Genomic DNA, 15,126 nt, shown 5'->3' on the forward strand with positions numbered 1-15,126 from the left:
GCATAAAAAAGGTTGTTTATGAAGGTTAAAATTTTATCTTTTGCTTTGATGGTTGCTATTTTTGGCGGTTGCTCATTTAACGGCTTTATGGGCGAGCCAACTAGCACATCAAACCGCAACGTAGTCATCCAAAAGGTCGATAAAGACGATCTTAGAGAGGTGATGAAAAAAGAGAAGATGATATATGATAGCGCTCCAAGAGAGACTACATTTAGAGCCACAGGCGAGGGGATAGCTCCGCTAAATTCGCTCTCGTACGCTCAGTCGGTTACTCTTGCAAAAAGAGCGGCGATGGCTGATGCTTATTCGCAGCTTGCTGGCAAGCTTTATGGCGTAAAGATCAACGCTGAAGACACCGTAAGAGACGCGATGCTAAACGACTCATCTATCACTTCAAAGGTTCAAGGCCTTGTCAAAAACGCAAGGATCGTAAGTGAAAATTTCAAAGACGGGCTTTATAAGGTAAATATGGAGCTTAAGATAGACGAAGATAAGTGGCGAGAAGTCTTTTCTTACTAACGATACTTTTAAATTTCGCCTTTTGCCTGGAGGAGTTTATCTTCTGGGCAAAGGTCGATACGACAAATCATATTATCGCTCATGAGGAAATTTCATTTTCAAAGGCGATGACCCTTTCGCCAAATCCAAAACCAAAATTTCTTTGCCAGATAGACGCTTTTAAAGACGAAAACACCACAACACTTGGCTTTTTATATTTACATAAAGATGAGATATTTGACTGCTTTGCCTTAAAAAAAGTTATGATAAAAAATGAGCTTCATGTCAAAAATGCACAGATCTCAAACGCTTCAAATTTGAAAATTTTACCAGTTAGATTTATGGTGGAATTTAAGCCAAAATCCGCTATCATCGGTACACTTCAATAAAAAAGAGATCAAATGAATATCGTCATAGTAGAAGATGACATCAATATGCGAAAGTCGCTTGAGATCGCACTTGGCGAGTACAACGAGCTAAATATCAAAAGCTACAAGAGCGCAGTTGAGGCTCTAAAAAAGCTAGGCGACGACACTGATCTAATAATCACCGATATAAACATGCCAAAGATGGACGGGCTCGAGTTCATTAAAGAGCTAAATGGCAAATTTGACGTCATCATAATGACTGGAAACGCGACACTTAACAAGGCGATCGAGAGCGTTAGGCTTGGCGTGAAGGACTTTTTAACAAAGCCATTTGACGTCTCGACTCTTTACGAGGCGATAAAAAGGGTAGAAGCGCTAAAGCAAAAGACTCCAAAAAGCATAAAAAAAGTTGAAAGCAAAAGCGAAAATAACGGCTTTTTAGCGACCTCAAAGGCGCTTGAAACCACGCTAAATATCGCACTAAAAGCCGCAAGAACCGACGCTTCTGTTATGCTTAGTGGCGAAAGCGGCGTTGGCAAGGAGGTCTTTGCTAAATTTATCCACGCAAACTCACCTAGAAAAGATGCTGCATTTGTCGCTTTAAATATGGCAGCGATCCCTGAAAATTTGATAGAAAGTGAGCTTTTTGGCTTCGAAAAGGGCGCATTTACCGACGCAGCTACTACCAAAAAAGGGCAGTTTGAGCTGGCAAATGGCGGAACGCTATTTTTAGATGAGATCGGCGAGATGCCTATAAATTTACAGCCAAAGCTGCTTCGTGCGCTTCAAGAGCGTGAGATAACAAGGCTTGGCGCCACAAAGAGCGAAAAGATAGACGTTCGCATCATCTGCGCTACAAATGCAAATTTAGAGCTTGCGATGAAAGAGGGCAGGTTTAGAGAAGATCTTTTCTACCGCCTAAATACGATCCCACTTTTTATACCGCCACTTCGCGAGCGAAAAGATGAAATTTTGCCTATCGCACAAGATGCTTTAGAAAAATGCTGCAAAGAGTATGACTTTGAGGCTAAAAATTTCTCAAAAGCAGCCAAAGAGGAGCTTTTGAGCTATGACTATCCAGGCAACATAAGAGAGCTCATCTCAGTTGTGCAGCGTGCAGCGATACTAAGCGAGGGTGATGAAATTTTGCCAAAAGATCTATTTTTGCAGGCGAGAAGTAAAAAATAGGTAAAAATTTAAGTTTTTGGCTAGTAAAATTATGCAAATTAAGAAAATTAAAAGAAAACAAGGAGAGCAGATGAGAAAATTTAACGTAGCAGTCGTTGGTGCGACAGGAGCGGTCGGCGAAGAGCTTTTTAGAGTTATGGAAGAGGTTGATTTCCCAGTTGGCGAGCTTTTGCCGCTTGCAAGTGCCAAAAGTGCTGGCAGTGAGATAGAATTTAAAGGCAAAAACTACAAAGTAAAAGAGCTAACAGAGAAAGTTTTTAGCGAGCATGAGATCGATATCGCATTTTTTAGCGCAGGCGGCTCAGTTTCAGAGAAATTTGCTAAATTTGCAGCTGATAGCGGTGCAGTAGTCATCGATAACACCAGCCATTTTAGGATGGATAAAGATATCCCACTAGTCGTACCTGAGTGTAACCCAAGCGACATCGCTATGTGGAAAAACCGCGGCATCATCGCAAATCCAAACTGCTCAACCATCCAAATGGTGCAAATTTTAAAGCCACTAAACGACGCTTTTGGTATCAACAGGGTTGATGTTTCTACCTATCAAGCAGCAAGCGGTGCTGGTAAAGAGGGCATGGAAGAGCTTGTTGTGCAGATGCAAAAGTTTTTTGAATTTAAGCTTGATGAGTGCGAGCCAAAGGTCTTTGCGCACCGCCTAGCGCTAAATGTAATCCCTCACATCGATATTTTTTTGGATAACGACTACACAAAAGAAGAGATGAAAATGGTCAATGAAACGCAAAAAATCCTTCACAAAGATATCGAAGTGAGCGCTACTTGCGTGCGTGTGCCGGTGCTTAGAAGTCACTCTGAGGCGATCACTATCCACTTTGATAAGGACGTGAGCGCAGATGCGGCAAGAGAGGTTTTAAGCAAAGCTCCAAGCGTCGTTGTAGTCGATAATCCAGCTAAAAAAGAGTATCCGATGCCTACTATCTCAAGCGATACAAACGAGACTTATGTTGGCAGGATCAGGGTTGATAACTTTAGATCAAATGTGCTTCACCTTTGGTGCAGTGCCGATCAGATCCGCGTGGGAGCTGCGACAAATGCCGTCAGGATCGCACAAAAATGGATCACGATGCAAGAGTAGTTTGTAAATTTATTTTAGGCTAGAAAGGATCAAGCTCTAGCCTAAATTTATCTTGCAAGCTCGTCTAATAAATCTTGCAAAGTAACACTTTTTAGCTCATTTTCTAGGGCAGTTTGTGCTCTTAAAAAGTGCCCAGACAAAAGCTCCTCTATCCTGCCGCCAACTGGGCAGGCTTTTGGTGAGTCAGAGTGAATTTTAAAAAGTTTTTCTTTCTCATTTACTGCGTTAAAAATTTCAAGTAAATTTATGTCCTTTGGCTCTTTTGCAAGGCTAACTCCACCAACTCCAGCTACTACATTTACGAGCCCTGCGGCCTTTAGAGTGCCAAGCAGGCGCCTAACGATAACTGGGTTTGTGTTTATGCTGCCAGCTATAAATTCGCTTGTAACCTTCTCGTTTTCAAAAAATTTAGCACATAAAAGTGCGTGTATCGCAGTTGAAAATTTAATGCCAACTTGCATGATCGTCCTTAAATTTTTCGTGATTATACTTAAATTTTCTGCCAAAGACAGCCAGCTAAATTTGACTTACGAGCCTTTGCTAGCTGTCAAATTTATAAACTCACGCTCTCTCGCCAACTGCAGTGAAGCGCTTTTGGATAAATTTCTTATTTTTTAGCTCATCAATGATCGCAAGCGCAAGGTCTGCGTAGCTTATGTAGCTCTCATTTTTTTGAGTTTAGTATGAGATTATCCCCGCCAAGCACGTATTTGCCCGTGCGAGCGCCGTTTGCGTCGTAGTCACCTGCTGGACTTACATACATCCAAAGCACATTTGTGCTACCTTTTAGCTCAAAATATGACTCCGCCGTAGCCTTTGCCACGCCCATATATGCCGATGGGAAGTCTGGCGTATCCATGAGCATAGTGCCTTTGCTATCAACAAATAATGTGCCAGCGCCAAGAGCTACGATGAGCCTTGTGTTAGTGCCTTCTAGTAAATTTACTAGGTGAGCGGCCACTTTTTTGTTAGAAAAGAAGGTTTATAACAACCAAACGGCAAATGCGCTGATAACCGTATCAAAGCCTGTTAGATCAGCTTTTGTAGGCTCAAAAATATCTTTATAAATGACCTTTATGCTCGTATTTTTATACTCTTTGTTTCTAACGATCGCTGTGACGTCGTAACCTTGTTTTAGCGCCTCATTTACTAAATTTACGCCGCTTTTGCCGTTTGTGCCTAAGATTGCTATTTAAATTTTGCTTTTTAAATTTACAGCCAGCTTGGCTTTACGTCATCAACTATCACGCCGTCAGTCATTGTGTATTGCTCTAGGCTACCGCGTTTTGTCTGGATGCAGATCATTTTGATGCCATTTTTGCCAGCTTTAAAGCACCTTTTACCATCTGGATCTATGCGCACCGCGTCGCCTTTGCCTACTTTTATCACTTCGCCGTCGATGAAAAGCTCGCCATCGCCATCAGTGATGATGTAAAGCTCCTCGTTTTGCTTGTGCGCATGGACAAATGGCACGCTCACATTTGCTGGAAGTTCGTTTATAGATACCTCACAGCCAGTTAAATTTAAAGCCTCTTTTAGCTCTACTCTTGGCGCATTTGCGATCTTTGCAACCTGATAATTTTTCATTTTATTCTCCTTGTTTTTTGTGTTGTAATATTTTTATTTACAACCGATGAGCGAAGTATAGTGATTTTTTGTTGTAATGTCAAGAGTTACAACTAAAAATTATCAAAATTTGCAAATTTATGCTAAAATTTACGAAGAATTTATGATAACTTGGAGTTAAAATTTGCAAAATAACGCCTTTAAAACGCTAAAGAGCATAGCGACCGAGCATAACAAAAAGCTCATTTTGACCTTTGCTTTGGTGCTAGCAGAGAACGGACTTTTTCTTGCTTATCCGATATTTGCGGGCTTTGCGATCAACGCAATCATGCAAGGAAATACGTTAAATGCCCTCATTTACGCACTTTTTGTGCTCGTAGCGTGGCTTGTAGGAGCCATTAGGCGCCGCGTGGATACGCAAGTTTTTGCAAATATCTACGCAAAGCTTGCTGTAAATGTCATCATGAATGAAAAACAAAATGCCAAAGACGACTCCGCCATCATCGCCAGAGTAGCGCTCTCGCGAGAGTTTGTAAATTTCTTTGAGACGCATTTTCCTATGTTTTTTACATCGGTCATTTCGATCATCGGCTCAGCGTTTATGCTCATCTTTGTCGAGCCAAAGGTCGCTGTGGCGTGCTTTGCCGTAATGACCTTTTTTCTTATATTTTTACCAAGATATATCAAGAAAAATGACGACCTTTATCTTCGCTTAAATGACCGCCTAGAAAAAGAGGCAAAGGTGATAGGTGTTTTTAATAAAAGCACGCTAAATAGGCACTACGACGTCGTTTCTAAATTTCGTATAGCGATCTCAAATAGGGAGGCGATGAGCTATTTTATCATTGGCATTAGCGCTTCGCTGCTCTTTTTGGTGGCGATAATAGTGCTAAGCTCGCAGCAGACAAATGCCGGCCGCATCTACTCTGTGATGACCTATATATGGAATTTCGTCATCAGCCTTGACGACTCGCCAAAGCTCATCGAGGAATTTTCAAATTTAAAAGATATCGGCAAGAGGATCGACGCCCAAAAGAAGGATAATGATGCACAATAAGAGCGTTCTTAGAAATTCGTTTTTTCTAATTTTCATGTTTATGATAGTTGAGGCCGTTTTTGGCTTCGTTTCAAACTCGCTTGCGCTTATTAGCGACGCATTTCACATGCTCTCAGACGCTGCCGCGCTATTTTTGTCGCTGGTTGCTTTTAAGATCGCAGAAAAAAGGGCAAATTTACAAAAGACCTTTGGCTACAAAAGGGTCGAGATCATCGCCGCTTTCATAAACGCCATCGCTATTATCGCACTTGCTGTTTTTGTCGTAGTCGAAGCTGTCATAAGGCTTTTTAATGAGCCAGAGATAGAGGCTAGAACAATGCTTTTTGTTAGTATTTTGGGGCTTGTGGTAAATTTGATCGTAGCCATTTATATGCATAAAAGCGCTGATACAAAAGAAAATTTAAACATGAAAGGTGCTTATTTGCACGTGCTTGGCGATACACTTGGCTCAGTTGGCGCCATCGTCGCGGCGCTTCTTGTGATGAAATTTAACTTCACGCAGGCCGATAGCATCGCAAGTATCTTTGTCTCGCTACTCATCATAAAAAGTGGCGCTAGCTTGCTAAAAGATAGCTTTAATATCCTGATCGAAGCCGTGCCGCTTAAGCTTGATACGGATGAAATTTTAAGCGTTATAAAGGGCGTAGATGGCGTTAAAATCGTGCATGACCTGCATATCTGGGCGATAAATGCTGGCACAAATGCGCTCATAGCCCACGTGGTGGTGGATGACGCGCTAAGCGTGGCTGAAATTTCAAAGATGATAAAGCACATCGAACACGAGCTTTCTCACGCAGGCATCGGTCACGTCACGCTTCAGTTTGAGAGCGAGAGCCTTGGACATAAAGACGATCTCATCTGCGAGCTAAAAAGCGCGCATAAAGACGAGCATTTTGGACATCATCACTAACCTGCTTTATTAACGACCTTTTTGGTTGCTTCTATCTTTTTGTCAGCCCAAAGCACGACGTCTTTTATAACTAGCTTTTCGATAGCTTTTATGAAATCTTTTATAAATTTGTAGTTAATCTTACCATCTTCACTTATTGGAAGTAAAATTTTTGTCTCATTAAATAATCTTTCAAAGTCACGAACTAAGTGACTTTGATAAAAATTTTGTTTTTTATTAAGCCAACATATAAAATATTGAGCTATGTCTTTATTAAAATTATCAAATTTCGGATAAATTGTTTTCGTAAATTGACCTGCGTAAAAATCCTTTTTCATATAGAAAAATTGCATTCCAAGCATCCCAACAGCTAGCGAATTGCCGTTAATTTTGTGTTTTTCATCTAAATAATCAACATAACCTGCTATTCCATTATTTAAAACTGTTCGCGTAAAATATGGGTATTCACCATTATCGCTAAAATGAAAACTTTCTTTGTTGAGTTGTGGGTTTGAAACAACCAAAAACAAATCACCAATTTTAAATTTCTTCGCTACCCCCCCCCGTCGGCTAAATTCATCGAATTTTGTAAGGGCGGATTTTTCGGCATCAGTTAATTCATAATTTTTAAGTCCAGTTACCGCAAGACACGCGTCAAATTTTTTTGTATATTTTTGCTCTTTTTCTTTAACATATTCTCGTTCAAGCTCTTCAATAAAATTTTCCATAAATAAAAAATCTATCTTGTCGCCTTTTGTTGGTAAAATAACTTTTTCTTGTTTTAATGTTTCTTTTTTTGGATAATTAGAATAACCTCCATAATTTAACGCATTTATAGCTGTAGCGATAAAAAGTTGAGCACGCTTAGACCAATTTGGCATAGGCATAGCTAAAATATTATTTGCTAAAACAAATTTTTCTGAATGATATGTTACAGTTCCAGAATATTCACCACGAGTTGAAATTGTTAAACATTCTTTAAATATCTCGTTTTGTGGCAACTTGTCATTTGTATAATAATTTACACCATTATTTGTAGTAATTCCACTTATAACTGCAACTGAGTTAATATTTGGTTTGTCATATCGTGTTATATAATTTTTGTTTTTGCCATAAATCCAAGTTTTTTCAACATCAAATAAATCACCTATGCGATATTCTTTAAATTTTCCACCATGCGCTTTAAAATCATTTTCTAAATTTGCAATTCGTTGACTGATGATAGTTCTTTTACTGGGACTTTCCTTTTTAAGAATTTGCAACACTTCCCAGCTTAGATAGTCACCTACGGTTCTTTTAAAATCTATTAAAGTTGGTATAGTATCGACTGGTCTAGATTTATTCCAGTCAGCACCGTTATTTGGATCAATAGTATCCTCATAGTATTCGTCTTCGCTAAAAATTATAAGTTTGCTTTTACCAAACCTCACCAAATTTACAAGCTCATCATAACGCTCTTTCGCATTGTCTGTATCTTTTAAATTATTACTCGCTTTTTTGCGATTCGAGCGTGTGTAGCCATCCTTTGAAAAGTCGATAAATTTTACCATTTCGTCTTTTTCGTGTTTTTCACCAACTTTAAAAACATAGATGTTTGTTTGCACGTTTGATTTACCAAAGAAAAGGTCAGTTGGCATTTTAATACTTGCAACAAGGGTATTTCGTTCAAGAATTTTTTTATTTATCTCTTTTGCCTTACCATTACCTGCTGAATTTTGTATAATGATTGCAGCATAACCCTTACTCATCATACTTAAAGCAGTCTCTACAAAGACCATGCCATTTCCAGGTGCAGAATAAGGTGGGTTTAGCACAAAAGCTGTTGCAGGAAATTTTTCTTTAACATTACCAAAACCATATTCGCCACTAAAATCACTTAAACTATCCTTGTTTAAGATGTTGGAGCTTCCATCGCCCATCATTATCATGTTTAAGACTGCAAGCATATAAATAGATGGAAGAATTTCAAGTCCTAAAAGTTGTTCTGCCTTTATCTTTAGCTCTTTTTGCTTAAATTCTTCAGGTGATTTTATATTGTCTTTAGCATCTTTTATCATTTCGTTCATAGCAGCAACCAAAAGTCCAGCTGAGCCTGTGGCAAAATCCCAAACATAACTATCTTTATTTACTCGTGCAAGGCGTACTAAAAGCGTAGCAACATATGAAGGAGTGAGAACTACATCGTTTTGCTTGTCTTGAGAAAAACCAAGCCATGAATACATTTGGTTAAATAGTTTTCCAGTAAAATCAGTCGTAAGTCCGATTTTATAGTAAATTCCTAGGTCATCTACTATTTTAGAAAATAATCGTTTTAACTGTGTCTCGCCGTTTGTTACTTTATTGATATTTTCAGATAAGATTGTGTTTGATAGTGTGCGAATAATGAGATCTTTTTTGTCTGTTGGAATATTTTTACAGTCCAAAAATGCTTTTATCTTTCTCGTTAAAATTTCACCATCAGTGTTGCCTTGCTCTGGTGAAGATTTTAGTTCATGTTTTTCAAGTGGAGCAACCTTACCAGGTATGCCAAGAGTAGCGATGATCGAAGCTGCAACAAGATAAACTCTGTCATTCTCACCAATTCCTTTTTCATAAATATCCTTATTTAGTTTTACTAAGCTGGCGTCAATCTCTTTTTCACGCTTTTGTTTTATCTTTTCAAGTTCATCGTATGATAAATTTAGATATTTTAGGCTTTTTGCAAATTCATCAAAATTTGATATTTTTAAAAATGAAAGGTCGCTAAAGTCACCAACTTTTTGACCTATACCTAAATTTGATTTTGAAACATAATAGACTCCGATTTTTGTTTGAAGTTTGCCTTTGTTGTCTTTAGAGCCAGTAACGCCAATGGCGATGATGTCAGTATAGCTTGTGTGGTGAAGCAGAGCATTTGCATAGTGGATCGCTCCATTTACAGCGTATTCTTTTATATTTTTAAAATTTGGTTCATTTTTGGTGGTGCGATTTTCTACATTGCCATCGGCGTCTAGTTTTTCTAACCTATCTTCATAGCCTTTGTATTCAATCAAGACAGGATAAAAATTTAAGCTCTTATCTTGTAAGAGTAGTTTAGCATCAGGTTTGTTGCCACCTTTGCCACCTCCCTTAGAGGCATATTCTTGTAAGGCATTATCTATCTCACTATTTAAGCTCTCTTGTTCCATTTTAATATCAAGTTTATATGATTTTAGCTCTGAATTTATCATATATGCCACATTTGGTTCTACGCTTTGGATTGCCATTTTTAACCTTCATGATTTTATTTTAAAATTGTTATTTTAGCTATTTTTTACTTAATGTTTAAAATTAGATTATGCAAATTTTAAATCAACTTTAGGCAAAATAAAGCCCAAATTCTCAGGAAAAGTAAAGCTTATATGAAAAACATTAGAAACTTTAGCATCATAGCTCACATCGACCACGGCAAAAGCACGCTTGCTGATCGTCTCATTCAGGAGTGTGGCGCCGTAAGTGACCGTGAGATGAGCTCACAGATCATGGACACGATGGATATAGAAAAAGAGCGTGGCATCACGATCAAAGCCCAGTCTGTCCGCCTAAACTACGCACTAAATGGGCAAAATTTTGTTCTAAATTTGATAGACACCCCAGGACACGTTGATTTTAGCTACGAGGTGAGCCGTAGCCTAGCTAGCTGCGAGGGCGCTCTGCTTGTCGTGGATGCTAGCCAGGGTGTGGAAGCGCAAACCATCGCAAACGTCTATATCGCGCTTGAAAACAACCTAGAGATCATCCCAGTCATCAACAAGATCGACCTACCAGCGGCTGACCCTGCTAGGGTAAAAGACGAGATCGAGCACATCATTGGACTTGACTGCTCAGGAGCGATCGAAGTGAGCGCAAAAACAGGCGTTGGCATAAAGGAGCTGCTTGAAGCGATCATTACGAGGATCCCTGCGCCAAATGGCGATGCAAGCAAGCCTACAAAGGCGCTAATCTACGATAGTTGGTTTGACAACTACCTTGGCGCGCTTGCTCTTGTGCGTGTTTATGATGGTGAAATTTCAAAAAATGATGAAATTTTGGTCATGGGCACGGGCAAAAAACATATCGTGCTAGACCTCATGTATCCAAATCCTATAGCACCGATCAAAACCAAAACGCTTAGCGCTGGTGAGGTTGGCATCGTGGTTTTGGGGCTTAAAAACGTTAGCGACGTGCAAGTTGGTGATACAATAACGCAGTCAAGAAATCCCCTAAAAGAGCCAGTTGGCGGCTTTGAGAGGGCTAAGCCGTTTGTTTTTGCGGGACTTTATCCTATTGAAACTGATAAATTTGAAGATCTGCGTGACGCGCTGGATAAGTTAAAGCTAAATGACAGCTCCATTAGCTACGAGCCAGAGACCTCGGTCGCACTTGGATTTGGCTTTAGGGTTGGCTTTTTAGGTCTTCTTCACATGGAAGTCGTCAAAGAGAGGCTGGAGCGCGAGTTTGATCTTGATCTCATCGCCACAGCGCCAACTGTGACTTATGAAGTCATCCAAACTGATGGGCTAAATTTAAAAATCCAAAACCCAAGCCAGCTGCCACCAGTCAATAAAATAGACTCGATCCTTGAGCCATACGTGAAAGCGACTATCATCACGCCAAGCGAGTTTTTGGGCAACATCATAACGCTTTTAAACAACCGCCGCGGCATACAAACAAAGATGGACTACATCACGACTGACCGCGTTTTACTCGAGTATGACATACCGATGAATGAGATCGTTATGGACTTTTACGACAAGCTAAAGTCAAGCACCAAAGGCTACGCGAGCTTTGACTACGAGCCGAGCGACTACCGCGTGGGCGATCTAGTGAAGCTTGATGTCAAAGTAGCCGGCGAGACGGTCGATGCGCTCTCTATCATCGTGCCTGAGAGCAAGGCGCAGACAAAGGGTAGGGACTTCGTAAAGGCGATGAAAGAGATCGTGCCACGTCAGCTCTTTGAGGTGGCGATACAAGCTAGCATCGGCAATAAAATAATCGCCCGAGAAACCGTAAAATCAATGGGTAAAAACGTCACAGCCAAGTGCTACGGCGGCGATATCACGCGTAAGAGGAAGTTGCTAGAAAAGCAAAAAGAGGGTAAGAAGCGGATGAAGGCCATTGGTAAGGTGAATTTGCCGCAGGAGGCGTTTTTATCCGTCCTAAAAATAGACTAGCGGCTTATCTTTTGTGCCCTTTTGAAAGAGTTAGTGAAATTTTGGTTTGATGAACTATATGTTCTATCTGCACCAAAATTTCACGTCACAGCTTTCAAAATCATCACAAAGTATTTCGCCTTGTTGCGAGGTGGCGATACGTCCGCATTTGGAGTCTCGCTTTGTCATACTTTGTTGTGGTTAAAATTTACTCGGTCATTACCTGCCATGGTAACTCCCATCGTAAATTTTACCCACGCCTCGTCTGACTTTGCGATACGGCCATATTTGGGAGCTTGTTTGGTGGATAGGTTTTGATTAAAATTTAAGTGCTAAATTTACAAAAAGGAGTGCTATGCCGTTTGTGAAAATTTGCGTGACAAAAGAGGGTGATAGCCCAAGCGTGGAGCAAAAAGAGAAGATGATAAGTGGAGTTACAAAGCTAATAAGCGAAATTTTAGGTAGAAGCGCTCAAAATACCGTTGTCATTATCGATGAGATCGACACGAACAACTACGGCATCGCAGGCGAGAGCGTGAAAAATCTCCGCAAAAAACAAAAAGAGCAAAAGGAAGTGAAATGCTAAGAGCGACATTATTAGCAATTTTTGCAGCCGTCTTTCTAACTGGCTGCGTGGCAAAAGCTAGCCTTTGTCTATCATGTGAGGGCATAGACGGCGTGCAAAGTGCAAGCATAAGTAGCGAAGATAAGACCTATTTTGAAGAGGTTATGAGGATCCCAGCTGACTGCAGCGCTTGCAGGGGCAGGGGCGATGGCGTCTTTATAAATGGCGTCAAGTATAGAAGCGACGTGGCGATAAACTGCTGCTTAGAAAAAAATATGATCGACATAAATGTCGGGCTAAAGAAGGTATATTTTCATAGGATCGTGGATGCTAGAAGCAGCGCAAGGTCGATTTACTATACAAGAGAAGATGGTAGCGGCGTAGTCTTTAACTCAAATCCACGCCTTGAAGTGCTCTTTTATATGTTTTTAAAACGTGAGCTAAATTCGCGCGGCATCGTTGTTGTGGATACACAAACATCGCCTTATACATATAGGCTTGATTTTAGATTTGACGAGCTTAGAGGCACTTACTCTAGAAGCTCTGAAATTTTAAACGGGCATCTATATGGCGAGCTTGTGCTTTCAGATATAAATTTCAAAAAACGAATTCCTATCTCGACTAGACACCACGTGGAGGAGCTTGAGGCGTCAAGAAGCGGTCAGTTTGACTTCTTTATCGCGCTTTTAGTCAAGCAAGCTGCCATAAAAGTGGCTGATGAGATCACTAAACTTTGAAAGGAAAAATATGAGTAAATTTAAATTTCTAGCTATCTTTGGACTTTTTGTCCTATTTTTGAGCGGTTGCGCTCCTACTCAGACGGTGCTTGCGTTTGATCCTTATAAGGCTATTGTTTCAAATCAACAAAACAGTGGTTTTGAGGTCTATATAAGTGCAGTGCATGACAGTCGCAAAAACAAAAGCACTATTGCAACCATAACTGATGATAAGGGCACTGTGGATGAATACGTCGTGCTTCAAAACGACCTTGCGACATATTTTGGCGATTCTCTTAAAAAAGAGCTCATAGCTCATGGCGCAAATGTAAATGGCATGGGTGGCGTCGTGGTTGAAGTTTTCATAAACGAATTTGAAGCAAATATGAGCGGATATAACAGCGACAACACAAAGGGCAAGATAAAGATCACTCTTAAAATCCAAAAAGGCGATCAAAGCATCATCAAAAATATCTCAAACAACCAAACTAAATTTGAGCTAGTTCGCACTGGCGGAGCATTTAAGCCATTCTTAACGGACATCATTAATGACGCTGTTAAGCGCTCTGCGATCGCTATCTTAAATAGCTGATGTTTTGTGCGTTTTGCAAGAGCTTTACGCTAAAGACATTTTGTAAAACCTGCTCGCAAATTTTAAGCGAGCCAAGCCCTTTGGTAAGAGAGCTAGAGGGCTTTAAAATTTATAGCTTCTACGGCTACTCTGAGATCAAAGAGCTCATCCACTCAAAGCACCAAATGCACGGACTTTTTATCTATAAAAATTTAGCCAAATTTGCATTTAAGAAATTTGCTAAAAGCTTTAGCTTCCCAGAGCAAATTTACGCTCTGCCAATAGATGATAGAGTGCATCATGGCTACTCGCATACGGCCATTTTGGCAAATGAACTTCGTGCTAAGAACCTTAAACCCATCTTTCACGCTCTGCATGCGACAAGCAGTGTCAGCTACAGCGGCAAGGATATTAAATTTAGACAAAACAATCCAAGAAATTTTAAAATTTTAAAAAAGATCACGGCGCCAGTCATATTAGTCGATGACATCGTAACCACTGGCACAACGATATTAGAAGCTAGAGATACGCTTCAAAAAGCAGGCGTTGATGTGCTTTTTGCGCTTGTTTTAGCAGATGCTAGAAACTAAGCTTTATATGAAAATTTAGCTTGAAATTTTATGCTTTAATAGTATTAATTGGCTATTAACTAAAGCTATTTTTTACCGATATAGTTTTAGTTAATTTAAACAAGGAGTTTTACCAAATGAAGAAAGTGGCAAATAAAATAGCACTTATCATCGTAGTGCTTTTAGTTGTCTCTTTGGCTGTATTTTCTACTGTAAGTTATACAAACACCAAAGAGAATATTTATGATCTAGCAAAGGAGTCTAAAACTTCAGCTTCAAAAGTTTTGCAGTTTTATATGAATGCATTTTTTGATGATAAGGTTGCGACGGTTGAAAATTTCGCCAAATATCTTGAGTCGCATCCAGAAATTTTAGATGATAGAGAGGCTTTAAAAAAAGAGCTTATGACAGGATCGCGAGCGACTGAATTTTCTGAATTTTACTTTGCTTATGCAGAAGATGGTGCTGCTTATAACGCTGTGCTTGATGGCGATGAGCGTAAATTTATGGTTTTTGATCAGAAAAAAAACTATGATGCAAGAACTAGAAACTGGTATAAAGACGCTGTTGCAAAAGATGGTATCATCTTCTCAGCTCCATACACTAGCTCGGCTGGTGGCTTAAATTTAACTATCGCTAAAAAGGTAGTAGTTAACGGCAAAGTCATTGGTGTCTTTGGTGGAGATATCGCTTTAGACAAGCTTGATGCTGAGCTTGACAAGATCAAGCCAACTCCAAGTAGCGCGATAGCACTATTTGATCTAGAGCATAGAAAGATCGTTCATTTTAGGATTAAAGAACTTGTGCTCTCAGACTCTAGTGAAGCTATGAAGATCCTTGATGACTACTCAAACGAGTATAAGAAAAATGGCGATAAAACATTTACTTATAAT

The 15,126-nt window shown here is 39.8% G+C and carries 17 protein-coding genes; 12 read left to right on the forward strand and 5 right to left on the reverse strand.

Annotated features, from left to right (window positions below; translation table 11 throughout):
* The first annotated feature begins 18 nt into the window (after positions 1-18).
* The 4 genes from UNSWCS_RS05670 to UNSWCS_RS05685 all read left to right on the forward strand — a co-directional run bounded on the left by UNSWCS_RS05670 (position 19) and on the right by UNSWCS_RS05685 (position 3,150).
* Positions 19-519, forward strand: a complete 501-nt coding sequence (locus UNSWCS_RS05670; RefSeq protein ID WP_021087651.1) for an LPP20 family lipoprotein — start codon at positions 19-21, stop codon at positions 517-519.
* Complete coding sequence (locus UNSWCS_RS05675) at positions 495-887, forward strand: hypothetical protein (protein WP_021087692.1); 393 nt, start codon at positions 495-497, stop codon at positions 885-887. The genes UNSWCS_RS05670 and UNSWCS_RS05675 overlap by 25 nt, the downstream gene beginning before the upstream one ends.
* 12 nt (positions 888-899) lie before the next feature.
* Positions 900-2,054: a sigma-54-dependent transcriptional regulator gene (locus UNSWCS_RS05680; protein WP_021087686.1), complete on the forward strand. Its 1,155-nt coding sequence runs from the start codon at positions 900-902 to the stop codon at positions 2,052-2,054.
* Positions 2,055-2,124: 70 nt separating this feature from the next.
* Positions 2,125-3,150, forward strand: a complete 1,026-nt coding sequence (locus UNSWCS_RS05685) for an aspartate-semialdehyde dehydrogenase (protein ID WP_021087690.1) — start codon at positions 2,125-2,127, stop codon at positions 3,148-3,150.
* Positions 3,151-3,197: 47 nt separating this feature from the next.
* Here UNSWCS_RS05685 and UNSWCS_RS05690 read toward each other — a convergent pair whose 3' ends face one another.
* The 4 genes from UNSWCS_RS05690 to UNSWCS_RS05700 all read right to left on the reverse strand — a co-directional run bounded on the left by UNSWCS_RS05690 (position 3,198) and on the right by UNSWCS_RS05700 (position 4,737).
* The gene (locus tag UNSWCS_RS05690) at positions 3,198-3,611 is read right to left on the reverse strand and encodes an Rrf2 family transcriptional regulator (RefSeq protein ID WP_021087674.1); all 414 of its coding nucleotides are present in this window, start codon (positions 3,609-3,611) and stop codon (positions 3,198-3,200) included.
* Positions 3,612-3,814: 203 nt separating this feature from the next.
* Entirely contained in the window at positions 3,815-4,111 is a 297-nt protein-coding gene (locus UNSWCS_RS12495; protein WP_235044390.1) for an Rrf2 family transcriptional regulator, read from the reverse strand.
* A 21-nt stretch (positions 4,112-4,132) separates the two neighbouring features.
* Positions 4,133-4,342, reverse strand: coding sequence for an NAD(P)H-binding protein (locus UNSWCS_RS12500; RefSeq protein WP_320973604.1), 210 nt, complete (start codon positions 4,340-4,342; stop codon positions 4,133-4,135).
* Positions 4,343-4,362: 20 nt separating this feature from the next.
* Positions 4,363-4,737 (reverse strand): cupin domain-containing protein, encoded by a 375-nt coding sequence (locus UNSWCS_RS05700; protein ID WP_021087660.1) that lies wholly within the window; start codon positions 4,735-4,737, stop codon positions 4,363-4,365.
* Positions 4,738-4,900: 163 nt separating this feature from the next.
* Between UNSWCS_RS05700 and UNSWCS_RS05705 the strand changes: the two genes are divergently transcribed.
* Entirely contained in the window at positions 4,901-5,773 is an 873-nt protein-coding gene (locus tag UNSWCS_RS05705) for an ABC transporter six-transmembrane domain-containing protein (RefSeq protein WP_021087669.1), read from the forward strand.
* Positions 5,760-6,683: a cation diffusion facilitator family transporter gene (locus tag UNSWCS_RS05710; RefSeq protein ID WP_035143574.1), complete on the forward strand. Its 924-nt coding sequence runs from the start codon at positions 5,760-5,762 to the stop codon at positions 6,681-6,683. The genes UNSWCS_RS05705 and UNSWCS_RS05710 overlap by 14 nt, the downstream gene beginning before the upstream one ends.
* On the opposite strand, the gene UNSWCS_RS12690 is transcribed toward UNSWCS_RS05710, so the two are convergent.
* Entirely contained in the window at positions 6,680-9,907 is a 3,228-nt protein-coding gene (locus UNSWCS_RS12690) for an N-6 DNA methylase (protein WP_021087673.1), read from the reverse strand. The genes UNSWCS_RS05710 and UNSWCS_RS12690 overlap by 4 nt on opposite strands.
* 135 nt (positions 9,908-10,042) lie before the next feature.
* Here UNSWCS_RS12690 and lepA point away from each other — a divergent pair, with 135 nt between their 5' ends.
* The 6 genes from lepA to UNSWCS_RS05745 all read left to right on the forward strand — a co-directional run.
* Entirely contained in the window at positions 10,043-11,833 is a 1,791-nt protein-coding gene (gene lepA / locus UNSWCS_RS05720; protein WP_021087702.1) for a translation elongation factor 4, read from the forward strand.
* Between the two features lie 334 nt (positions 11,834-12,167).
* The gene (locus UNSWCS_RS05725; protein WP_009294206.1) at positions 12,168-12,398 is read left to right on the forward strand and encodes a 2-hydroxymuconate tautomerase family protein; all 231 of its coding nucleotides are present in this window, start codon (positions 12,168-12,170) and stop codon (positions 12,396-12,398) included.
* Positions 12,392-13,114, forward strand: coding sequence for a membrane protein (locus UNSWCS_RS05730; RefSeq protein ID WP_012001473.1), 723 nt, complete (start codon positions 12,392-12,394; stop codon positions 13,112-13,114). The genes UNSWCS_RS05725 and UNSWCS_RS05730 overlap by 7 nt, the downstream gene beginning before the upstream one ends.
* 10 nt (positions 13,115-13,124) lie before the next feature.
* Positions 13,125-13,685 carry a YajG family lipoprotein gene (locus tag UNSWCS_RS05735; RefSeq protein ID WP_021087659.1) on the forward strand — a complete coding sequence of 187 codons (561 nt, stop codon included), beginning with the start codon at positions 13,125-13,127 and terminating at the stop codon, positions 13,683-13,685.
* Entirely contained in the window at positions 13,685-14,254 is a 570-nt protein-coding gene (locus UNSWCS_RS05740; RefSeq protein ID WP_021087680.1) for a ComF family protein, read from the forward strand. The genes UNSWCS_RS05735 and UNSWCS_RS05740 overlap by 1 nt, the downstream gene beginning before the upstream one ends.
* A 116-nt stretch (positions 14,255-14,370) precedes the next feature.
* A partial coding sequence (locus UNSWCS_RS05745) for a cache domain-containing protein (protein WP_035143575.1) occupies positions 14,371-15,126 on the forward strand: 756 nt, incomplete at its 3' end.

The sequence above is a fragment of the Campylobacter concisus UNSWCS genome, assembly GCF_000466685.1.
Classification (GTDB): Bacteria; Campylobacterota; Campylobacteria; order Campylobacterales; family Campylobacteraceae; genus Campylobacter_A; species Campylobacter_A concisus_A.